Source organism: Nitratidesulfovibrio sp. SRB-5, from assembly GCF_019931275.1.
In the GTDB taxonomy this organism is placed as follows: domain Bacteria; phylum Desulfobacterota; class Desulfovibrionia; order Desulfovibrionales; family Desulfovibrionaceae; genus Cupidesulfovibrio.
This window is the reverse complement of sequence record NZ_JAIOTY010000006.1, coordinates 16,125-37,377: the sequence shown is the minus strand read 5'-3', so window position 1 is coordinate 37,377 and position 21,253 is coordinate 16,125. Positions and strand designations below refer to the sequence as shown.

Sequence of the window (21,253 nt, the reverse complement as noted above, 5' to 3'; positions counted from 1 at the left end):
TGCGCAACTATGTAATATCGCAGCGGGAGATGGCAAGGGGGGTGACGCCGCAATACTGCGTCAGGGGACTGTGAAGGAAGATGGCGGCGCTTTTGCCGTGCGGAACGAGCGTGGTGGGGCTTGCCGGGTTGCGGCGACCCTGCATCGTTGTGCTGCGGTGTGGGAGAGGCGGCGCAAAGTTTCGGCAACGGATGCGAAACGCGTGCATCCCGGCCCCCAAAATCCTTTTCGGACGGGGCGCCGGGATGCGTCACGGATGGTGCGTCGCGTGCGTGGGCAATGCAAAAGTGGAGAAGGCTCAGGGATGCAGTGGCTCCTCTAGTGGGTAATCATGCCCGCCCGCAGCATCATGTGGAAGCGGCGCGCCATGGACTGCGGCAGGGGCGAATCCCACATGCCCAGCGCCTGCGCCACGCCCCAGGCCGCCAGCAGCACCAGCACGCACCCGGCGACGATGGACCACGCGGGCAGGCGGCGCTTGCCGGGCAGGGTTACCGACAGGCAGCCCTGCACGGGGCAGGCCGCGATGCATTCGGTGCAGCCCACGCATTCGCCGGACGACACCCGTTCCAGCCGCTGTACGGGCAGGGCGGCGGGGCAGGCGCGCGAGCAGCGCCCGCAGTCCACGCAGGTTGCCGGGTCGCGCCGCACCGCCACCGGAGAAAGGCGCGCCAGCAGCGAAAGCAGCGCGCCGTACGGACACAGCACCCGGCACCAGAAGTAGGGCAGCACCAGCGACCCCACGCCCAGCACGGCGAACACGGTCAGCGCGGTGTTGCTGGGCGCCAGAAAGAACTGGAGCATCCGGGTATCCGCCACGAAGTTGTAGGGCGAAAGCAGAAAGCCTTCTATGGATTCCACGTCCATGGACACCACGGAAATCCAGGCGAATTGCGCCAGCAGCAGGTACTTGGGCAGCGAGAGCAGGCGCGCTGCGCGCGGACCGGTGCGCCGGGCAATGCCAAGCCGCGTGCCCAGCCGGGCCAGCAACGACGAAATGAAGCCCATGGGGCAGATGTACCCGCAAAAGCCCTTGCGCAGCAGCAGGGCCATGGCCAGCACGGCGATGAAGATGAACAGACCCGCCGGGTGCACCGGATCCCACTGGCCGGTAAACAGCAGCCGTTTGAAGGCGATCAGCGCGCTGATGGGCAGAAAGCCTTCCACGGACGGGGGCTTGGGCACGAAGTCTTCGGATTCGCCCATGGCCCAGCGCACGTAGAGGAAAAAACGCCAACCGGCATACAGCAGGAACAGGGCGTAGGCGGCCTGCACGCCAAGGCGGACGCGGGAGGGAGATGGCAGGCGGAACGGGGAATGCGGCACGGAATGCTCCTTGTGACGTTTGAGCATGCTGTCAGGCTGGCAAAACGGGGCCGGGGGCCTTGGGACTGACGGATGGCTGCGACGCCACTGGCGGAATCGGTGGTGTCTGCGCCGTGTTCGCGCCGTGTTCGCGTCGCAGTTGGGACCTGTCTGGGCCATCGGGGTGGCGACGGGGACGCATCCGCCCACGTGCCGAATCTGCGCCCTGCGGGCGGCGTTGTCCGTCGGGCAGGCGACAGTTGCGGCGCGCGCTGCCGGAATTCGCCGCAGTGGCGCTGGCGGCGCGCGGCAAGGCCACGGCATGCCCGCCGCCATCTTGGTTCGTGGCGGCGGATACGTCCGTGACCTGCGTCACAGCGAGCACGGAGGCACGGGGGCACGGGGGGGACGGTGCACCACGCGGGGGAGTTGCGTCCATGCCGTGGCGGCAGCGAAAACCGCCATGCCGCATCAGGAGGGACGCATGGCCCGGCAGGGCCGGAGAGCCACGGGAAAAGGCACCGCAGGGCAGGCGCGGGCCGGACGGGGCGGCCCCTGCCGTCGAGTTCCTGCAAGGCGAGCCATGGCAAACGGGCGGAACATGCCATCCCGCCCGTCGCATCCACCGGTTTTTGCGTCAGGATTACCGGAAAGGGCCGTCTACCCCGCGCGGGTCAGGATCACCCCGGCCACGATGATGCAGGCCGACACGGTGCGCCAGCGGGTCAGGGGTTCCTTCAGCACCACCACAGAGATGGCGGCGGCGAACAGCACGCTTGTTTCGCGCAGGGTGGCCACCAGGGCGATGGGGGCCAGGGTCATGGCCCAGATGACGATCCAGTACGCCCCCACGGACATGACGCCCGCCGCCGAGCCGCCGCGCCAGTGGGCACGCATGGCCGTCAGGCCCTCCCGTCCGCGCATGGCCAGCAGGATGGTCAGCATGATCAGGCCGTCGAACAGGAACAGCCACACGGTGTAGCCGTGCGGCGACCCGCTGGTGCGCGCGCCGATGCCGTCGGTGATGGTGTAGCTGGCGATGAACAGCGAAGTGCCCAGGGCAAAGGCCACGGAGCGCAGGTCGGGCCGGGCCTGGGCGCGTCCGCCGCGCAGCGACATGAGCCAGATGCCGGAAGCCAGCAGGCCCACGCCCGTGGCCGCCCCCGGCGAGAGAGCCTCGCCGAAGGCCGAGGCCATGACCACGGCCACCAACAGCGGCGCGCTGCCACGGGCGATGGGATAGACTTGCCCCAGGTCGCCCGTGCGGTAGGCCTGGGCCAGAAACAGCTTGTACCCGGTGTGGAACAGCAGCGAGGTGCCCAGCCACCCCCAGGCCGCGGGCGGAGGGGGCGTTACGAAGGGCACGGCCAGCAGCGCGGTGGCCGAACCGGACACGGCCACCAGGGTTATGCCCAGCAGGCGGTCCGCACCCACCTTGACCACTGCGTTCCACCCGGCATGCAGCATGGCCGCCGAAAGTACGGCTGCGAACACCAGCGGTTCCATGAAGGTTCCCCTGCTACGTGGATTGGCGCGGACTGCGCCGGATGTTGTCCTTGCCTGCGCCCGACCTGCGCCCGACATGCGCCCGATATGGCCCGGACATCGGCATCGGACCCAGGCACCGGACATCGGCATCGGACCCGGGCACCGGATATCGACACCGGACATGCGCGGACCATGCGTGGCGGACGTGTGCCACGGCAGTGTGCACTCACCCCTCTTCTTCCAACAGCCAAATGCGGACGCCGTCAAGCGTGGGGAATACGGCGGCTGGTGCGCCGTGCGGGGGCAGACAGGAAGACGAGAAGAAGCAGCGCGGCGGAAAATGCGAAACGGACGACCAGGGCCGTCCGTTTCCTGCGGGCGCCGTGGCCGGGAAAACCCGCCGCAGGCCGCATGCCCGTGAGGGCGAAAAGCGTGACTAGTGGTGGTGCGGGTCGTTGGGGGTGGTGCACTTGATGTAGCGCAGAGCGATGGCCACGCCCAGCATACCCGCGATGAACCATGCGAAATCCATGACAGCCTCCTTCTGGTGCCCCGGCGCGGAACGCGCGCGGGTTGTGCGCAATTTCCCAATCCTCAGTCCGAGGTGTAGCGGAAAGAATCAGGAAGTTCAAGGGGCTTGCCGCAGCAGGAGAGAGGGCGCACGCGACCGGCAGCGTGCGACTGCCGGAGAGCGCCGGAGAGTGCCGGACAGTGCCGGAGAGCGCCGGACAGTGGGATCCGGGGGGTGTGCTCCGGGCAGCATATGTCGGGCAGCACACGCCGGACGGCATGCTCCACGACATGTATCGAAGGCGATGTGTGGCGGGCGTGGGGCATCGGGGACGGGGGCTGTCCGGAGGCAGCGGGGCCAGGGAAGTTGCCGAACCCGTGGGGGGAGGGGACGCCAGGATCAGGCCTGGCGCAGCCCAGCCCGGGCGTGATTCAAGCCCGCCTCCGCAAAGCCCCGCTGGGCCTCGTCCACGAAGCGGCGCAGCCGGTCCGGGCACTTGCGCCCGTCCGGGCCTTCCACGCCGGTATGGGCGTCCACCCCTGCCGGGCGCACCCGCAGGATGGCCGCGCGCACGTTGTCCGGGTTCAGCCCGCCAGCCAGGATTACCGGGCGGGGCGAGCGGCGCGCCAGTTCCGCGCTCACGGCCCAGTCATGGGTGAGGCCGGTGGCGCCGTCCGCGCCCGTGGCGGGATCGTGGGTGTCGGTGATGAAGGCATCGGCCAGCGGGGCCAGTTCGCGCACTGTGTCCAGCAGTTCCGGCAGGTTGCCGTCTGCCCGCACTACCAGGCTCTTGATAAGGAACAGGTCCGGAATTTCGCGCCGCAGCCGGGCCAGTTCGGTGGCTGCCACCGGGCCGTGCAGTTGCAGGCGGCGCAGCCCCAGCGCGCGGCAGAACGCCGCCGCCTCGGCCCCGTCGGCGATGTAGGTGATGCCCACGGGCAGCAGGGGTGGCGCGGGCAGGCGCTCCACCTCGGCCACCAGCCGCGCGGCATCGGCCTCCGTCAGGTCTTCCGCGTTCACCGGCAGGCGCAGGGGCAGGCCCATGGCGTGCACCCCGGCATGGCGCAGGGCCAGGGCCTCGGTCATGTCGTGCACGCCCGCCACCTGGATCAGCCCGGCGAAAGGTGCGCCGTGTTCCAGCCGGGGCGCAGCGAAACGCGGGCCGCCGGTCATTCGGATTCGTCCCGCACCACGCCGTCGTCGTCGCGCGGGACGCACCGGGTGACGCGGCCATCGGCCAGACGCAGCACGTGGCTGATTTCCGGGATCAGGTCGCCCTCGTGGTGGGTGACCAGCACCATCTGCACGCCCGCGCGGGCCAGTTGCCCCAGCAGGGCCAGAAAACCGGCGCGGCTGGCCGGATCCAGCCCGGAGCAGGGTTCGTCCAGCAGCAGCAGATCCGGCGCGCCCGCCAGGGCGCGGGCCAGCAGCACCCGGCGCAACTGCCCGGTGGACAGGGTGCGGATGCGCTGTCCGGCAAGCCCGGCGGCACCCAGCATGCGCAGCCAGTGGGCGGCCTCGGCCCGCTGGTCGTCGTCCGGCTCGTCGTACAGGCCGATGGTGCCGGAAAAACCGGTCAGCACCAGTTCTTCGGCGGTCAGGTCATACCCGTAGGTGGCCTGCAACTGGTCGGACACCAGGGCCACCCGGCGGTGCAGCAGGGGCAGGTCGCGCAGGGATGCCTGTTGCGGCGGCTCGCGCCGGGCCACCCCGCAGGACGCCTCGTCCGCGAACCACACGATGTCGCCGCCCACGGCCACGTTTTCCTCGCCGTGCAGCAGGCGCAGCAGGGTGGACTTGCCGGAGCCGTTGGGGCCGATGATGCACCAGTTCTCGCCGCGCCGGATGGTCCAGTCGATGGCGTGCAGCACGTGCACCCGCTCCACGTACACGTCGGCCCGTTCGATGCGGGCCAGTACCGGGGGCAGGGGCGAGGCCGGGTCGGCCTGCACGCCGGATACGTCATTCACGCCGGATGCAGCGGGCACGGTCATGTCCGGAATATCCAGCCCGTCCCCCCCGCACACGCCGGAGTCGGCGGGCAGGTTGGCCATGACCTCGCCCAGCGGGCCTTCCGCCATGATGCGCCCGCCCTGCACCAGCAGGGCGCGGCTGAGGCAGGCGGGCAACTGGTCGGTGCGGTGGGTGGCGAACAGCACGGTCACCCCCAGCGCGGCGGCCTGGTCCACGGCCCCCAGCACTGCGGCGCGGGCCGTGGCGTCCAGCCCTTCGCACACCTCGTCCAGCAGCAGCACGGCGGGCTGGCGCACCAGCGCGCGGGCCACCAGCATCAGGCGCAGCTGGCCCTGCGACATGGCGGGCACCTTGACGTCCAGCAGGTGGGCGGCCCCCAGGCGGCGGGCAAGGTCGCGCGCGGCGGCAATGCGTTCCGCGCCGGGGTCTTCGTAGAGCAGGGGGGTGTCGAAATAGCCGGTGAGCAGCAATTCCTCGCCGGTGAGCAGCCAGCCCTGGCGCACGTAGCGTTCCTGCTGGGCCGAGGACACGCTGGCGCACAGGGCGCGCCCGGTCAGCGGGGACGTTTCTCCGGGGGATGCTTCGCTGGCGGGCGCTTCTCCGGGCGACGTTGCGCCGGGTGACGCGGGCGCGTCGTCGTTCGCGGGCGGATACCAGGTCACCTGGCCTCCGTCGATCTGGTCGGGCCGGGTGGTGCCGCGCACCACGCGCAGCAGGGTGGACTTGCCCGCGCCGTTGCGGCCGAACACGGCCCAGCATTCCCCGGCGCGCAGGGTCCAGCTTGCGCCGTCCAGGGCGCGGCGCCCGCCGAAGCTGACGCGGACGTTGTCCAGCACCGCCAGCGGGGCGGCACGGTCGGCATGGTGCGAAGGTGTGGTGGTCATGATGGAGGAATGGCGGCGGAACCGGCCGGGGGCTGGAGGATGAAAAAACACACGCCGGGGCCATGGGGCGCCCCGGCGCTGTGGGCGGAACGTGTGGCGGCGGCTAGAAGGAACGTTGGTGCATCACACCCTTCTGGAACCACACGCTGTGCGTGTAGCCGAAGCGGCGGGCGTATTCTTCCAGCTGGTCGAAGCCCCAGGCCACGGTGGAGGTGCAGTGCGCGTCCGAGCCGAAGGTGATGGGCAGTTCCAGTTCGCGGGCCATTTCCATGATGGTGGGGCAGGGGTAGATTTCCTTGCACAGCTTGCGCAGCCCGGCGGAGGAAATTTCCATGGCCATTCCCGCCGCGCGCAGGGTGGCCAGCGCGTCGCGCACCCGCTGGCGCGATTCCGGGCGGTCCAGCCATTCATGAAAGGCATCCACCGCGAATATCTTGATGATGTCCGGGTGGGCGGCGATGTTGAACATGCCCGATGCCCCCATGCGGCGCAGGCTGTCGAAGTAGCGCTCGAAGGCGTCGCTGGCCTGTTCCGGCGCAAGATCCTTCCAGTCGTCCACGGTGCAGTCGAAGCCCCAGGTGCCCAGAAAGTGGATGCCCCCGATGATGTAGTCGAACGGGTAGCGGTGAATGGTTTCCGCCGTGAAGGGTTCCTGCCCCGGCAGCCAGTCCATCTCCAGGCCCAGCAGCACGGTCCTGCCGTCCTGTCGGCCAGCGGCAAGGGCGCGCACCTCGTCCACGTAGCGGGGAAAGCCCGCCGTCAGCTTTTCGCGGTAGTCCTTGGGATAGGAATAGGCGAGGGGACGTGGCGAGTGCTCGGAAAAGCCGAAGACTTCCATGCCGCGATCCATGGCGGTGGCGAACATTTCTTCCACGGTGGCCTGCCCGTGGGAATGGCTGGTGTGAGTGTGCAGGTCGACGGTGATCACGGCGGTGTGTCCATGGCCGCCCGGTGGTGGCGGGGCGGGTTGCGGTGAGGGGGAAGGATGTTCCGTGCGTACGGGAGTAGGGGAGGACGGGGCAGGCGCCTGTCCGGTGTGCCTGACCAGTGTTGCTCACCGGTGCGCCTTCCCGGTACGCTTCCCGGTACGCCTGACCGGTGCGGCGGAACGGGCCGCGCGGGCGGTGACTATTCCTTGGGGCGTTCCATCACCCGCACGAAGGCGTTGCGCACGGATTCGACGATCTGGTCGTCGCGCACCGGGTCGCGCAGCACGATGGTGCCGGTCTGGGCGTAGCGCGGGGTCAGGTTGTTCAGCGCCAGCGCGTAGATGTCCTGAATGTCCTTGGGGTCGGGGGTGTACACCGGGGGCTCGCGCAGTACCTGCTCAATGGCCTTGATGACCCGCAGTTCGTTGCGGTTGCGGATGTCGGTCAGGTCGATGTCGCCGATGCGGTACTTCTCGCTTCTGGGCGCCATGGGCGGGCCTCCTGGGTGTGGGGGATGGATGTCCGGGCGTAAGGCGCGGGTTCGCCATGCGTGCGGCATGCGCGCCCCGAAGAACATAGCAACGGCACGGGCTGGTCGCAAGCGCGCGTGGCCTTGCGCGCAATGTGAAACCGCCGCCCTTCGGCCCGTGCGGGCGAAAGGGCGGCGGCATGCGTTCACCATGATGTGCGTTCGATGCGGCGTGCGGCGGGGATGCGCGTGCCGTTGCGAGCATGGAAGCGGCCCGGCGCGGGCACCCCGCCTTTCGGGTTCTGCCGCGCGTAGCCGCCGTTTTCCGCTACTCCCCGCCCTTCAGGCGGCGGCGGATTTCCTTGGCCGCCCTGCGTCCCGCGCCCATGGCCAGGATGACCGTGGCCGCGCCGGTGACGATGTCGCCCCCGGCGAACACGTTGGGGATGGAGGTTTCGCCGGTTTCCTCGGCCACCTCGATGTAGCCGCGCCTGCTCAGCTTCAGTTGCGGCGTGGCTTCCAGCAGGATGGGGTTGGGGCGGGTGCCCACGGCAATGACGGCAAGGTCGGTGGGCAGTTCGTAGGTGTCGCCTTCCACCGGCACGGGGCTGCGGCGGCCCGATGCGTCCGGCTCGCCAAGCTGCATGCGTTGCAGGGTAACGCCGGTCAGGCGGCCCATTTCGTCGCCGTGGAAGGCCACCGGGTTGGCCAGCAGTTCCAGGATCACGCCTTCTTCCTCGGCGTGTTCCAGTTCCTCGTGCCGGGCGGGCAGTTCGTCGCGGGTGCGGCGGTAGACGATGCGCACCGATTCCGCGCCCAGGCGCAGCGCCGTGCGCGCCGCGTCCATGGCCACGTTGCCGCCGCCGTACACCGTCACGTTGCGGCCCTGGTAGACCGGGGTGTCGTAGTCGGGAAAGGCGTAGGCCCGGCCCAGGTTGACGCGGGTAAGGTATTCGTTGGCGGAAAAAACGCCGGTCAGGTTCTCGCCGGGCACGCCGAGAAAGCGCGGCAGCCCGGCGCCCACGCCGATGAACACGGCGCGGTAGCCTTCGGCGAACAGGTCGTCGATCGAAAAGGTGCGCCCGCCTACCCAGTTGGTGACGAAGTCCACTTCCTGGGTGCGCAGGGCCTGCACTTCCTTTTCCACGATGGCCGATTTCGGCAGGCGGAATTCGGGAATGCCGTACACAAGCACCCCGCCCACCTCGTGCAGGGCCTCGAACACGGTCACCTTGATCCCGCGCGCGGAAAGGTACCCCGCCACGGTCAGGCTGGCCGGGCCGCTGCCGATGCAGGCCACGCGCAGTTCCGGGTCCACCGCCGGGCAGGTCAGCCGGGCGGCAAGATGGTCGCAGGCGTCGAGGGCCATGTAGGTATCGGCCACGTAGCGTTCCAGGCGGCCTATGGCCACGGGCTGGCCCTTGGCGTTCAGCACGCAGGCGCCCTCGCACTGGTTTTCCTGCGGGCACACCCGGCCACACACGCCGGGCAGGCTGTTGGTGGACTTGATGGTGCGGTAGGCGCCTTCCAGGTCGCCCTTGGCAAGCTGGCCGATGAAGTCCCTGATGGGCACTTCCACGGGGCAGCCCTTGACGCACTTGGGGTTCTTGCATTGCAGGCAGCGCAGGGCCTCTTCCGTGGCCATCTGCTGCGTGTAGCCCAGGGCCACTTCTTCGAAGTTGCGGATGCGTTCCCCGGCGGGCTGGCAGGGCATGTCCACGCGCGGGGCGATCTTCCGGCCCCCGGCGGGCTTGCGTTCGGCGGTGGCGGTCATTGTCTTACTTCTCCCCCGCGCAGGTACACTTGCAGTGATGGTCGTACGATGCCTTTTCCTGCGGCTTGAAGGCGGCAAGGCGCTGGCGCAGTTCGTTGAAGTCCACCTTGTGGCCGTCGAATTCGGGGCCGTCCACGCAGGCGAAGCGGGTTTCGCCGCCCACGCTCACGCGGCACGCACCGCACATGCCGATGCCGTCCACCATGATGGAGTTCAGGCTGACCGTGGTCTTCACGCCGAAGGGTTCGGTGGTTTTGGCCACCGCCGCCATCATGGGCACGGGGCCCACGGCCACCACCTCGGACACGGTCTTGTCCGTTTCCAGCCGCTGGCGCAGCAGGTCGGTGACCAGGCCCTTGTGGCCGAAGCTGCCGTCGTCGGTGGACACCAGCACTTCGGGGCAGAAGGACGAAAGTTCGTCGTAGAACAGCAGCAGATCCTTGCTGCGGGCGCCGATGACGGCCACGACATGGTTGCCCGCCTTGTGATGCCCCTTGGCGATGTGGTGCATGGCCGCGATGCCCGTGCCGCCGCCCACGCAGATGACCGTGCCCGCCTTTTCTATGTGGGTGGCCTTGCCCAGCGGGCCGCACAGATCAAGGATGGAATCGCCCGCGTCCAGGGTTTCCAGCAGGGCGGTGGATTTGCCCATGACCAGATAGACGATGGTGATGGTGCCGCGTTCGGGATCGGCGTCGGCGATGGTGAGCGGGATGCGTTCGCCCTTTTCGCAGACGCGCAGGATGACGAAGTTGCCCGGCAGCGCCTTTTTGGCGATGTGCGGCGCGTCGATGACCAGCTTGCTGGTCTGGCCGGGGATCAGGCGCTCTTTTTCCAGTATCTTGCAGGGCATGCGCGTGCTTCCTTCCTTGCGGGATTGGCTGGCTGCCAGGCGTTGTCGCAGGTGCCGTGCAGGCACGGGGTGCGCCGTGGCGGAGACGGTTGCCGGGGCGTCCGGAAAAAACGGCCGCAACCGGTTGAACGGTCAAGGACCTTCGTAAGTTCTGCGCCCGCTCAATGCAAGAAAAATGCGGGTTGCGCGGGCGCCGGGACGCATGTAAATTAGTGTATCGCTCTTGGGGCCACATAGGGTTGGCGGACCACCCGCAAACGTATCGGCATGCACCGGTTCGCACCGGGGCCTTGCGACGTGCCGGGGGCAGGCGTCAGGAATAAGGCAGTCGGGAATCTACCATGGACATCGGTGACGCAACCTCGTCACGCGGCCTTGCCGCGTACAGCCGCGCACTCACCCGCGATGCGGGCGATGCGCTGGGGCTGCTTTCCGCCAAGCGTACGAAGACAGCCTTTTCCCTCGGCCCGCTGACGGTCAGCTACGAGACCGAAACCGCGCCCACGGCGCAGGACGCAGCCGTACAGGCCGCCGAATCGCTGCAACGCATGCGGGCGTTCAACTTCGCTGACAGCCTGCAAACGCAGCAACTGCTGGCGGAACTGGCCCCCGCGCAAGGTGCGCCGGACGGGGACTCCGGGGCCACGACGCCGCTCGGAACCAACCCGGATGCAGCTGCCGCCTCCTCCGCCTCGGGGGCGCTGACCGGAGAGACGCCCCCCACCCGCACCCCCGCCGCAGGCGCTCGCGCCTATGCTCGCTCCGCTTCCCTCGTGCACGGCACGCCCATGATCCAGACCGCCGTATAGGCCCGCTCTCCACTGTTCGTCTTTTGGTGCCCGGCCCTCTTGCCGCCTTGGCTTGCAGGCGTTCTGGCGGCGTTTTCCGGGCGTGGTCGAAGTTGTTCGCGATTGACATTCGTTATCATTTTAGACCAGAACGGCCTTGTGGCGTTTTCCCGCGCCCGAGGCCGTTTTCGCATCCGGTTGCTGCGGTCCTACACCCTGAAGCCCAGCAGGGCAGCGCAGTTCCGGGCCTGCGTTCCGGCAGCAGCCCCGTTGGTTTGCAGCCGTTCCCACATCAGGTTCTGTACGGCCCACCAATCGAAGTCGGGCGCCACCTCGCGGGTGCGCTGCACGGCCCCGCACAGTCCGTCCCAGTCCGGCGCGGGCGCGGCCAGCAGTTCCAGCAGGTGGTCCCGTATCAGTTGGTGCAGCCCGTGCCGTTGCCGGGGTGACGGTTGCAGCGAGCGCAGCAGCTCCAGCCCCTGCCGCCATGCGGCATCACTGCCGGATTCGTCGCCGGACAGGCTGGCCGCCGGTGGCTCCGTCACCAGCGCCAGTCCCAGATGCGGGGCCATGTCGGCCCACAGGTGGCTGGCGGGCATGTCGTGCTGGGCCTCTTCCCACGGGTCCACGAGGGCCAGCGCCTGACGCGCCAGCGCGGCGCGCCGGGGGGACTGGTTGCGTTCCTCGCCGTGCAGCAGGGCCAGCAGCAGGGCCTGTCGGGCGTTCAGGGGCAGATCGGCCACGGACAGGGATGTTTCGGGCGCATGGGGTTCCGCCGCAGGGCGCACGGTGATGCGCGAGGCGCGGGCGGACGTGGACGGTCCCGGCGGTTGCCAGGTGAAGCGCACGGCGCGGCCTTCCGTTTCCAGCGGCAGGCGCAGGGCGGCGGTGCCGGTAATGCTGTCGGGGCCAATCCCGCCAATCCCGCCAGACTTTTCGGGCGCATCATGTGCATCATGGGCATCAAGGGCATCAAGGGCATCAAGGGTCACGTCCACCTCCGCGCCCGGCCAGGCGTGGGTTGCCGTGGCTCCCGGCTCGGGCAGACCGTGTTCCGCGCGCAGCCGCCACAGGGCCTGAAGCACCAGGCTGGCGTCCGTGCCGCGCCGGGGCAGCACGGTGCGGGACAGGATGTCCGCCCCGGAGCCTTCCTCCGGCTTGTTGGAAACGGCATGGGCCAGGTGCTCCGCAAAGCGGGGCAACAGGTCCGGCCCGCCGGTGGCGGTGCACAGGTCCAGCGCGCGCAGGGCGCAGGTCATGGCGTTCACCGGCTCGATGCGCGAAATTTCGTCGAAGAACCAGGCGCAACTGGCGAACGACGCCAGTCCCGCCTCCTGCATGGCCAGCAGCTTCCACGCCGCGTCGGCCTGCCGCCCGGCGATGCCGGGGGCCAGATGCGCGGCGGCAAAGGCCTCGCGCGCGGATGCATCGCCGCTGCGGGCCAGCACCTGGCCGTAGGCCAGCAGGGCGGCCTTGGGATTGCGGAACAGCCCGGCCCCGGCGGCGGCGAAGTGGGCGTCCAGCCCCTGCTTGAGCGCATCCAGCCCCTGACGCAGGGGGCCGCGCCAGCGCTGGTTCCAGCCGGGATGTCCGCCGTCGGTGCAGCCGCAGTCGGACCGCCAGCGTTCCACGCCGTGCGCGCAGCTCCACGACGAGGGTTCGTGCAGCAGCACCCGCATGCGTGGCGGGTTGCGATGCAGGAAGGCCGCGAAATTGGTCAGCGCCACACCGTCGCGCCCGGCGTAGCCCTGGGCCAGCACGTGGGCCAGGGCCATTTCGCCGAAGGTGAAGTGGTGGCCGTAGGTTTCACCGTCGGTGCACACGGCCAGCAGGCAGTTCCGGTTCGCGCCGTTGGTGCCGCCCGCGCCATCGGTGCCGCATTCCTCGCCTGGGGGCACGGGCAGGGCACGGGCCGCGTCGGCCAGCCTGCGCCAGAAGATTTCGCCGTCGCGCAAAAGTTGCTCGAACGCCACGGCCCGCGAGATGGGGCCGTTGTAGAAGAAGATGTCGATGCTCCGGCCGGAGGGCAGTTCCGCCCGGTAGGGCTGGCCGATGTCCAGCGAGCCTTCGTGCACCGGTTGCCATGCGGCATGGGCCTGGTCGATGCCGTCCAGCGCGGCCACGGCACGGGCCTGGCGCGGGGCCAGCACGGTGAAGGCGATGCCCGCCGCGGCCAGCGTTTCCAGCGTGGGGGTATCCACGGCGGCCTCGGGCAGCCACATGCCTTCGGGCGCACGGCCGAAGCGCGCGGCAAAGTCGGCCACGGCCCACGCGGTTTCCACCTCGCGGTCAAGCGGGGTGGCCAGGGGCATGATGACGTGGTGGTAGACCTGGGCCATGGCGTTGCCGTGCCCCCAGCGGGCCGCGCTTGTGCGGTCGCCCTCCACCATGCGGCGCAGGGTGTCCGGCGCGTGGCGGTCCATCCAGCGCAGCAGGGTGGGGCCGGCGTTGAAGCTGGTCCATTCGTAACAGTTCAGGATGTCGCCGATGCGTCCCTCGCGGTCCAGGCGGCGCGCCCATCCCAGCGGGGCGTAACTTTCGCGCAGGATGCGGGTGTTCCAGTCGGTGGCGGGGGCTGCGCTGCCTTCGGGCAAAATATCATCCAGCCACGGATCTTCGCGGGGGGGCTGATAGAAATGGCCGTGGATGCACAGGTTGCGGGGCATGGGAACCTCCTGGTTTCCGGCAGGATACACCGCCCTGCGCAACGGGGAAAGGTGCTCCACCCGACCATGGGGGCACAAGCAGGGTTTACGGGGGCGCAATGCAAGGCTATCATCACGCCGCAGCCAACCGGGGGTTCGCCGTGAACGTCGATACGGAAATGGTGAAAGATTTCCCCGTGCTGGGTGAAAAACCCAGACGCGGGGTCTTTTCCACGACGGCCGATATGAAAATCGGTTTCGGCGGAACGCGGCGTACCGTGCAGCAGAACGTGATGATCTACGTGAACCAGCGCGAGGACGGCCGCTACGACGCCCAGGCGCTGAACGACAATCACGTGCCCACCGGCGAGACTACCATCCTCACCTACGAGGATCTGCTCCTCGACTACATTCCCGAACCCGGCGTCTACCACGAGAAGGTCTATCCGGCCATGCGCGAGCTGGCCGGGCACATCGCGCGCGGCGAACGCCACCGCGAGCGCGGCGAGACCTGGAGCGCCGAATTCGAGTTCCAGAACGCCCTGGCCATCGACGAGCAGAACGTGCGCGCCACCTTCGGGCTGGGCCTCACCTACCTTGCCCGCGAAGACCTGGACAAGGCGCGCGAGGTGTTCCAGCGGCTCATTGCCCTGCCCGGCGCCTTTGACCCGCGCCACAAGCACATGTTCAACAATTTCGGCATCAAGCTGCGCAAGAACCAGATGTTCGGCGAGGCGCTGCGCTTCTACGCCCGCGCCGCGCAACTGGCGCCCAAGGATGACCACCTGCTGTACAACATCGCCCGCACCCTGTTCGAATCCGGCGACTACGAGAAGGCCAACGGCTTTCTGTGCCGCGCCCTGGCCCTGAACCCCCGGCTGGAAGAAGGACAGCAGTTGCGCGCGATCATCGCCTTGCGCAAGGGGCGCGAGGTGGGGCACCCCATGGACATGCCGCAGGAACTGCTGCTGAACGATCCGTGCGATGTGCCGGAGGCGTTGGCGGATTCCGTCGAAAGCTATTAGCTGCAAGGGCGTTGCGGCCTGCGAGAATACCACGGGGCGGCGTTCGGAAGAACGCCGCCCCGTTTTCATTCGGGCGAAGGCAGTGGAGAATCCGAAGCAGGCCTAGTAGGGCGCGCCCAGATTCATGGCCGCATGCACGGTGGCCCCGAAGAACACCGCCCGGCCCGCCAGTTCGCCCAGCAGCACCAGCGGCCCCATCCAGCGGGGGATGCGCGGGCTGCGGATCATCACCACCAACGGCACGATGATGCCCAGCACCAGCCGCGCCCAGTACAGGGGCGACGCCAGCCACGCGCGGGCGGTCATCTGCATCACCGTGCCGCCCGACGCCCACACGCAGGGCACGATGACGTACACGGCCAGCGCCGCCGCAAGGCTGCCCAGCAGCACGGCGCGCAGCATGGGCTGGCTGCCCTCGCCCGCGAACCAGCTGCCGAACGAGGCCCCCAGCAGCAGCGCCGACAGCAGGAAGAACCCCAGCGGCGCGGCGTTGTGCACGGCGGGCATGGCGGGCGGGGCATAGGTCATGCCCGAGGTGTACAGGGCGACAAGGCCCACCAGCGCGGCGGCGGCGCGCAGGCCCGCGCCCGCCTTGCCGGTAAGGGCGGCCACGGCCAGCAGCGCGGCGAACGCGCCAAAGGCCAGTATCTCGCGGCTCAGCCAGGCCTTTTCCAGATGGGCCATGGTGCGCACCGCCCCTTCCGGATGGCCGAGGTGGAACAGCGAGGCCAGCAGGGCCACGCCCATGACGATGGTGGCGGTCAGCCATTCCGTGCGGCTTCCGGGGGCGTTTTCGCCCGTGCCCGCTATGGTCGGCGTGGTCGCGCAGGCTCCGCCAGCGCAGCCGCACGAACGAACGGCCAGCAGCAGGGCCATGCCCACGGCGGCCTGAGACAGCACGGTGAACAGCACCAGGGGAAGTTCGATGTTCTGCATGGCTACCTCCTCACCACGCGGGGCGTTCTGGGCATGATGAAGCGGGTGGACGGATTGACCTGCGGCATTTCCGGGTACCCTGCGGGGTACTGCACGGCGTTGGCGGCGTCGGTCGTGGACAGGGCGGCGATGTCCACCAGACGCAGCGCCCGCACCGGGCAACTCTGCACGCAGGCGGGCTGTTTACCGGCGTCCAGCCTCTCGTGGCACAGGCTGCACTTCTCCGCCTTCTTCAGCACGGGATTGTAGCGCGGCGCGCCGTAGGGACAGGAACGGATGCAGTTGCCGCAGCCGATGCAGCGGTCCTGATGGTGCACCACCACGCCGTCCTCGCGCTTTTCGTACGCCTTCACCGGGCAGGCGTTGAGGCAGGCGGGGTTTTCGCAGTGGTTGCAGGCCAGCGAGAAGAAGGCCCGCTCCCGGTGGGGGTAGATGGCCTCGTCCAGCGGGTACAGCTGCCGCCAGACCACGCCGGTTTCCTGGTGGTAGTAGTTCTTGCAGGCCATGGCGCAGGTGAAGCAGCCGATGCAGCGCTCCACGTCCACCAGAAACGCGCGCTGCCGGGGAAGGGAAGTCTTTTGTGTGGTCATGGGCGGCCTCCTATGCTCTCGCCACGTCGGCGAACTGGTCGTGAATGGCCACGCCGGGCGCGCCGGTCTTGTAGGCCCCCATGTCCGCCGATTCGTCGTCCACAAGGTTCTGCACGTTGAAGTTCAGCTTGCGGAACCACGCCTCGTACATCAGCAGGCAGTCGCCGGGCACCGTGTTGGTGATCTTGGCGCGCAGCTTCACCTCGCCGATGGGGTTGAACACCCGCACCGTGTCCAGGTCGGCGATGCCCTTGGCCCTGGCCAGCGCGGGGTTCAGGTAGACGAAGGGTTCCGTCTGGAATTCCTCCATCCAGTCCAGATTGGCGAACTGCGAATGGATGGCGAACTTGCTGTGCGGGGTCAGCAGACGGTAGGGGGCGTAGGGCTTGCGGCCTTCCTTGTACTCCGGCAGGGCCTTGTGGCCGTGGCTGGCGCACAGGTCGGACCGGAACTCGTACTTGCCCGAGGGCGTCTTGAACTTGCGGTCGCTCCACGAGGCGGACGACGGCATCTTCGCCTTGGCCGGGCCCTTGCGCAGGTCTTGCCAGTGGGTGATGCCCAGAAGGTCGTACACGCCCTTGTTGAACTCCTTCTCCATCCACTCCTTGGTGTCGATGTCCTGCGGGTAGGTGCAGGAGCCGGGCGACAGGCGGTTCATGTGCTTTGAAAGCAGCGCCGCGATTTCGATGTTCGACTTGGCCTCGTGCATCGGGGCGATGGCTTGCTCGTTCAGCGATACCCAGTAGTGCCAGTAGGATGCGTTGACGGTCCATTCCTCGAACAGGGTGGTTACCGGCAGCACGATGTCGGAATGGCGCACCGTTTCGGTGAAGAACTGTTCGACGCTGACCACCATTTCCAGCTTGTTGAAGGCCTTTTCCAGCTTGTTGCGGTCGAAGTCCTGCGCGAAGGGGTTCTTGCACGACGACCACAGCACGCGCACCGGCGGGTTCTGGGCGTCCAGCAGTTCCTGGGCGGTCTTGTTGATGTTCAGGGCGCGGTCGGTGTAGGCGGCGGCTGCCGCTGCGCCCGCGGTGACGTCGAATTCGCCCTTGGGGCCCGCCTTGCCCGTGAAGCCGATGGAACCCGCCGGGGCCTTCTGGATCATGGCGTGGTAGTTGAAGCCCCAGGTTTGCAGGTGGCCGTAACGCGCGCCGCCGCCCACCTTGCCCACGTTGCCGGTCATGGCCACCAGCGCGTCGATGGCGCGAACGGCGGCCCCGCCGTTGACGTGGCGCTGCATGCCGTAGCCTATCCAGATGGTGGCGGGCCTGGCGGTGGCGAATTCCTCGGCCACGCGGCGGATTTCATCGGCGGGAATGCCGGACTTTTCCGCCGCCCATTCCACGGTGACGTTTTGGCGCAGGTAGGCGGCGAATTCCTCGAAGCCCACGGCGTTGTTGGCCACGAAGTCGCGGTCCACCAGGCCCAGGTCAAGCACGTGCCGGGCCATGCCCAGCGCCAGCGCGCCGTCGCTGCCGGTTTCCGGCTGCCAGGCCACGTCGCCCTTGGCGGAGGTCTGGGTCAGCACCGGGTCGATGACCACGATCTTGGCCCCCCGGTCGCGGGCGGCGTAGACGTACTTCATGGAATGCACGGAACACCACGCCGGGTTGGCGCCCCAGATGATGACGTAGCGCGACTTTTCCATGTCTTCCGGGTCGTTGCACCACATGTCGCCCAGGTCGTAGTTCTGGGCGTCGATGCCGGCGGGCCAGCAGGGCGTGCCCACGAGGCGGGTGGTGTAGCCCAGCGAGGACATCATGCCCTCCACCCCGTAGTTGGTGATGCCGAAGTTGCCGGAATACTTGGTAAGGGCAAGGCCCAGCAGGTTGCCGTCCCTTTCCTTTATCTCCAGCAGCTTGCGGGCGATGCGTTCCATGGCTTCGTCCCAGGAGACGCGCCGCCAGTTGCCGCTGCCGCGCCCGTCCTGGACCATGGGGTACTTGATGCGGTCGGGACTGTAGACGCGGCGGGGGTAGCTGTAGCCTTTCACGCACAGGCCGCCCGCCGTGTAGGTGGATTCCGGCGCGCCTTCCACGAACCTGACCACCCCGTCCCTGACGTAGGTGACGATGCTGCACGTGTCGTAACAGTTGCGCGGGCAGGCGTTGCGAAAGATCTGGAAATCGGCCTTGTTGAAGGGCGCGGCGGACGCGTTGCGGGGCAGCAGCAGCCCGCAGGGCAGCGTGGCCAGCGCGCCGGATGCGATGAGCCCCTTGAGGAAGCTGCGCCTGCTCATGGAACAGGACGACGCCCCGCGCGAGGGGGTGCCATCGGGGCAGCCGGGGCCGTTGAGGCCAGTCGGGCCAGTCGGGCCAGTCGGGCCAGCCGGGCCGGTCGGGCCAGTCGTTTTGGACATGATGACCTCCGTGGGTTGCATGATCTGCGGGAATAGGTGCCGATGCGTCGGTTACAGGGAAGGTGCCGACGCCTCGGCGGTTGCTTCCGGGGTGTGACGATGGGCGCAGGCCGTGGCCGCATCTTCCTGCCAGCACAGCAGCATGGCCAACGCACGGGCAATGGCGGGCGGTACGTCGGGTTCGGACAGGGCGTGCTGCACGAAGCGTGGCACCCATGCCCCCATGTGCTCCGCCACAAGCCAGCGCCATGCTTCCTGCGCCTCGGTGGCGAGCGCAGGGGGGGAAGGCTGCGGGGCGGAAGAAGACGGCGCGGTGCCTGCCGCTTCGCGCAGGGTCAGCAGGGCCAGGGCGGCGTCCAGTTCGAAGCTCAGGTGGTCGTCGGGCGTGGCGCCTTCGTCGGGTACGGCATACCCGAGGGCGTGGTACAGGTTGCGGACGTCCATGGTGGACTCGCCCATCAGGCGGGGTTCCGTTTCCAGCCATGCAGAGGCGTACGGCGGGGCGGGCACGGCCATGGGGCCCACGAACAGCCGGTTGAAGGCGTATTCGGTATCGCGCCAGTGGCCGGGGGCATCGATGGTGTCCACGCCGGGGGGGGCGCAAGGGGGAGCGCCGCGCACGGCGCGAGGACACCCGAATCTGGTGCGGCACGCATCCAGCGCCAGCGAGGCTGCGCGTATGTCGTCCGCACCCCGCGCGGAGAACAGGTCGCGCAGGGCGCGCAACAGGCACGCATCGCGGGGCGTGCCGGGCGTGAGGGAAATGTGATCCATTGCGTCTCCTCGGTTGTCCGGGCCGCACGCGGCGGATGCGGACAGTGGCCTGTTTTTGGACATATGCAGGCTAGTCCGGGAGCGGTAACGTCACAAGGCTATGAAATGGGGTGATAATGGGTAGGGGGTACTACCCGATGCGGAGCGGAAGCGTCCGGATGAGGAAGGGGGTGGCCAAGGGCGTGGCCGGAATGGAGGGGGCAACCCCCTGCGCGGGCAGGTGTTCGGTCGGTTGCGCCAGCAGGAGACGGCAAAAGGGACGGCAGGCCATGCTGGCCGCACGGGCGGATTGCCTGGCCTTGGGCGCGTCAGGCAGTGACGAAGAAAATCATGCCCGACGCGAGAAAATCATCCGTTCATCCCTCAGCGCCGGAGGGCTGGCGCGGGCCGGGGGCGTTGCGCAGGAAGACGCACAGGCTGGCGTCCTTGCCGTGCAGGCCCAGCTTGCGGCGGATGTTCTTGCGGTGGGTCTGCACCGTTTCCACGGACAGGTTGAGGGCGCTGGCAATGTCCTTGGTGGGGCTGCCCGCCTGAATGAACTGGCAGATGCGCATTTCCGCCGGGCTCAGGCGCAGCAGCAGCGGATCCGGCCCGGCATCGTCGGGAGCCAGGCGCAGCAGCTGGTCGCGGATCACGGTCAGGTAACCGCGCCGCACCTCCGGCTCCATGTCCGCTTCCAGATGGTCCAGCGCGGGCAGCAGCATGGCGTGCACCTTGCGGGCCACCTCGCGGTTGATTTCGGCGCGCTCGCCGTCGATGTTGCGCAGCACGGTACGCAGGGTGATGTTCATTTCCTCCAGGTGGGCCTTTTCATTGCGCAGGGCCTCGGTGCGTTCGGCCACAACCCGTTCCAGCGCCTCGCGCTGGTGCACGTGGCTGGTCACGTCGGTAAGCATGACCAGATACCCGTCGCTGGCCAGACTGACGGCGTTGAGCGGCGATATGCGCATGCGGAACACCTGCGCGGCACGGGGCGGCCCCGCTTCGGGGCGGTTGGCGGCGGCAGCGGCAAGCTCCACGTCCGGCGCGGCGGCGGGGGTGATCTCGCACGAGACCCCCAGGGGGTAGAAGCGCAGCAGGTCCTGCATGCTTTCGCCCTCCAGCCCCAGCGCCGCCCAGATGGGCAGCCCCGGCACCGCGCGCCCGGCCAGGTGCTGCTGCGCGATGCGGTTGACGCTGGTGATGATGCCCGCGGCGTCGATGGCCAGCACCATGTCCGAGGTGGAATCGAGAAAGTTTTCCACCTTGCATTTTTCAAGCGTGAGCAGGCGGTTGGCCTCGTCAAGCTGGGTGGTGTCCACCTCTGCCCGGCGTGATTCCCAGTGGCGGGTGAACAGCACCGCAAAGGCGTCGCCGTACAGGCGCACCACCTGCGCGGCGGCATCGCGGGCGCGGCGGGGTGCGGGCATGGCCTCCACCACGTCCAGCACCGCGTGCACGAGGGTGTGGAAGCAGCCCAGGAACATGGCCTCGGTCACGCCGCGCATGCGGTGGCGCCGGGCCGAGGCCAGCAACTCATGGCCCCAGCCGTGCGGGGCGGCGGTGGGCATGCCGTCTTCGATCTCGCGCACCAGGTCGCCGAAGGTGGGGGCAAGCCCGGCGTGCAGCGCGGCGCGCAGGGGGTGCAGGAACCCCAGCAGCGAATCGATGCAGTCCTGCCGCTTGGCCGTGGTGTGGCGCAGGTAGCCCGCCTCGCGCATGCGCTCGGACCAGCGGGCCAGGAAGAGTTCCATCTGGCCTTCGATGTCCAGCAGCACGGGCCGTGCCGCCGTGAAAGGCGCCGTGTCGGCGGCATGCGCGTCGGCCTTGGAGGTGGCCGGGGATGCGGCGGGAGTGCGGTGGCGGTGGTTGGTCATGGAAACTCCGGAAGGTGTGCGCCCGGTTTTGCAGCCACAGGGGGCCATCGGGAGCGGGCGCAAACTGGCGGGCACGATCGGCGAATGCCC

Annotated in this window: 16 protein-coding genes; 2 read left to right on the top strand and 14 right to left on the bottom strand. The window is 68.6% G+C overall.

The window, feature by feature from the left end; translation table 11 throughout:
• Nucleotides 1-318: 318 nt before the first annotated feature.
• The 8 genes from K6142_RS16145 to K6142_RS16110 all read right to left on the bottom strand — a co-directional run bounded on the left by K6142_RS16145 (nucleotide 319) and on the right by K6142_RS16110 (nucleotide 10,187).
• On the bottom strand, nucleotides 319-1,353 hold the full coding sequence (locus K6142_RS16145) for a 4Fe-4S binding protein (RefSeq protein ID WP_190243719.1): 1,035 nt from the start codon (nucleotides 1,351-1,353) through the stop codon (nucleotides 319-321).
• A 612-nt stretch (nucleotides 1,354-1,965) separates the two neighbouring features.
• A complete protein-coding gene (locus tag K6142_RS16140) occupies nucleotides 1,966-2,811 on the bottom strand; it encodes an EamA family transporter (RefSeq protein ID WP_190243720.1) in 846 nt (281 codons plus the stop codon).
• Between the two features lie 892 nt (nucleotides 2,812-3,703).
• The gene (locus K6142_RS16135) at nucleotides 3,704-4,477 is read right to left on the bottom strand and encodes a phosphoribosylanthranilate isomerase (protein ID WP_190243721.1); all 774 of its coding nucleotides are present in this window, start codon (nucleotides 4,475-4,477) and stop codon (nucleotides 3,704-3,706) included.
• Nucleotides 4,474-6,162 carry an ATP-binding cassette domain-containing protein gene (locus K6142_RS16130; RefSeq protein WP_190243722.1) on the bottom strand — a complete coding sequence of 563 codons (1,689 nt, stop codon included), beginning with the start codon at nucleotides 6,160-6,162 and terminating at the stop codon, nucleotides 4,474-4,476. Before K6142_RS16130 ends, K6142_RS16135 begins: the two co-directional genes overlap by 4 nt.
• Before the next feature lie 103 nt (nucleotides 6,163-6,265).
• Nucleotides 6,266-7,090, bottom strand: a complete 825-nt coding sequence (locus tag K6142_RS16125) for a histidinol-phosphatase (RefSeq protein WP_190243723.1) — start codon at nucleotides 7,088-7,090, stop codon at nucleotides 6,266-6,268.
• A 200-nt stretch (nucleotides 7,091-7,290) separates the two neighbouring features.
• Entirely contained in the window at nucleotides 7,291-7,581 is a 291-nt protein-coding gene (locus K6142_RS16120) for a late competence development ComFB family protein (protein ID WP_012612085.1), read from the bottom strand.
• Between the two features lie 307 nt (nucleotides 7,582-7,888).
• Entirely contained in the window at nucleotides 7,889-9,334 is a 1,446-nt protein-coding gene (gltA, locus tag K6142_RS16115; RefSeq protein ID WP_190243724.1) for an NADPH-dependent glutamate synthase, read from the bottom strand.
• A gap of 4 nt (nucleotides 9,335-9,338) precedes the next feature.
• Nucleotides 9,339-10,187, bottom strand: a complete 849-nt coding sequence (locus K6142_RS16110; protein WP_012612083.1) for a sulfide/dihydroorotate dehydrogenase-like FAD/NAD-binding protein — start codon at nucleotides 10,185-10,187, stop codon at nucleotides 9,339-9,341.
• Nucleotides 10,188-10,528: 341 nt separating this feature from the next.
• On the opposite strand from K6142_RS16110, the gene K6142_RS16105 reads away from it, so the two are divergent.
• Nucleotides 10,529-10,996 (top strand): hypothetical protein, encoded by a 468-nt coding sequence (locus tag K6142_RS16105; RefSeq protein WP_190243725.1) that lies wholly within the window; start codon nucleotides 10,529-10,531, stop codon nucleotides 10,994-10,996.
• A 188-nt stretch (nucleotides 10,997-11,184) separates the two neighbouring features.
• Here the strand turns inward: K6142_RS16105 and K6142_RS16100 are convergent, their stop codons facing one another.
• Nucleotides 11,185-13,641, bottom strand: coding sequence for a DUF3536 domain-containing protein (locus K6142_RS16100; RefSeq protein WP_190243726.1), 2,457 nt, complete (start codon nucleotides 13,639-13,641; stop codon nucleotides 11,185-11,187).
• Nucleotides 13,642-13,865: 224 nt separating this feature from the next.
• On the opposite strand from K6142_RS16100, the gene K6142_RS16095 reads away from it, so the two are divergent.
• The gene (locus tag K6142_RS16095; RefSeq protein WP_223290215.1) at nucleotides 13,866-14,645 is read left to right on the top strand and encodes a tetratricopeptide repeat protein; all 780 of its coding nucleotides are present in this window, start codon (nucleotides 13,866-13,868) and stop codon (nucleotides 14,643-14,645) included.
• Between the two features lie 102 nt (nucleotides 14,646-14,747).
• Here the strand turns inward: K6142_RS16095 and K6142_RS16090 are convergent, their stop codons facing one another.
• From K6142_RS16090 to K6142_RS16070, 5 genes are all read right to left on the bottom strand, one after another.
• Nucleotides 14,748-15,581: a DmsC/YnfH family molybdoenzyme membrane anchor subunit gene (locus K6142_RS16090; protein WP_223380946.1), complete on the bottom strand. Its 834-nt coding sequence runs from the start codon at nucleotides 15,579-15,581 to the stop codon at nucleotides 14,748-14,750.
• A gap of 2 nt (nucleotides 15,582-15,583) precedes the next feature.
• A complete protein-coding gene (locus K6142_RS16085) occupies nucleotides 15,584-16,171 on the bottom strand; it encodes a 4Fe-4S dicluster domain-containing protein (protein ID WP_190243729.1) in 588 nt (195 codons plus the stop codon).
• A 10-nt stretch (nucleotides 16,172-16,181) separates the two neighbouring features.
• Complete coding sequence (locus K6142_RS16080; protein ID WP_190243739.1) at nucleotides 16,182-18,413, bottom strand: molybdopterin-dependent oxidoreductase; 2,232 nt, start codon at nucleotides 18,411-18,413, stop codon at nucleotides 16,182-16,184.
• A 171-nt stretch (nucleotides 18,414-18,584) separates the two neighbouring features.
• Nucleotides 18,585-19,307, bottom strand: a complete 723-nt coding sequence (locus tag K6142_RS16075; protein WP_190243730.1) for a molecular chaperone TorD family protein — start codon at nucleotides 19,305-19,307, stop codon at nucleotides 18,585-18,587.
• 356 nt (nucleotides 19,308-19,663) lie between these two features.
• Nucleotides 19,664-21,163 carry a response regulator transcription factor gene (locus K6142_RS16070; protein ID WP_190243731.1) on the bottom strand — a complete coding sequence of 500 codons (1,500 nt, stop codon included), beginning with the start codon at nucleotides 21,161-21,163 and terminating at the stop codon, nucleotides 19,664-19,666.
• Nucleotides 21,164-21,253 lie beyond the last annotated feature (90 nt).

Coding starts and splice junctions, on each gene's coding strand:
- K6142_RS16145 (WP_190243719.1), bottom strand. CDS start 1,353: ATGCTCAAACGTCACAAGGAGCATTCCGTGCCGCATTCCCCGTTCCGC.
- K6142_RS16140 (WP_190243720.1), bottom strand. CDS start 2,811: ATGGAACCGCTGGTGTTCGCAGCCGTACTTTCGGCGGCCATGCTGCAT.
- K6142_RS16135 (WP_190243721.1), bottom strand. CDS start 4,477: ATGACCGGCGGCCCGCGTTTCGCTGCGCCCCGGCTGGAACACGGCGCA.
- K6142_RS16130 (WP_190243722.1), bottom strand. CDS start 6,162: ATGACCACCACACCTTCGCACCATGCCGACCGTGCCGCCCCGCTGGCG.
- K6142_RS16120 (WP_012612085.1), bottom strand. CDS start 7,581: ATGGCGCCCAGAAGCGAGAAGTACCGCATCGGCGACATCGACCTGACC.
- gltA (WP_190243724.1), bottom strand. CDS start 9,334: ATGACCGCCACCGCCGAACGCAAGCCCGCCGGGGGCCGGAAGATCGCC.
- K6142_RS16110 (WP_012612083.1), bottom strand. CDS start 10,187: ATGCCCTGCAAGATACTGGAAAAAGAGCGCCTGATCCCCGGCCAGACC.
- K6142_RS16105 (WP_190243725.1), top strand. CDS start 10,529: ATGGACATCGGTGACGCAACCTCGTCACGCGGCCTTGCCGCGTACAGC.
- K6142_RS16100 (WP_190243726.1), bottom strand. CDS start 13,641: ATGCCCCGCAACCTGTGCATCCACGGCCATTTCTATCAGCCCCCCCGC.
- K6142_RS16095 (WP_223290215.1), top strand. CDS start 13,866: ATGAAAATCGGTTTCGGCGGAACGCGGCGTACCGTGCAGCAGAACGTG.
- K6142_RS16090 (WP_223380946.1), bottom strand. CDS start 15,581: ATGCAGAACATCGAACTTCCCCTGGTGCTGTTCACCGTGCTGTCTCAG.
- K6142_RS16085 (WP_190243729.1), bottom strand. CDS start 16,171: ATGACCACACAAAAGACTTCCCTTCCCCGGCAGCGCGCGTTTCTGGTG.
- K6142_RS16080 (WP_190243739.1), bottom strand. CDS start 18,413: ATGAGCAGGCGCAGCTTCCTCAAGGGGCTCATCGCATCCGGCGCGCTG.
- K6142_RS16075 (WP_190243730.1), bottom strand. CDS start 19,307: ATGGATCACATTTCCCTCACGCCCGGCACGCCCCGCGATGCGTGCCTG.
- K6142_RS16070 (WP_190243731.1), bottom strand. CDS start 21,163: ATGACCAACCACCGCCACCGCACTCCCGCCGCATCCCCGGCCACCTCC.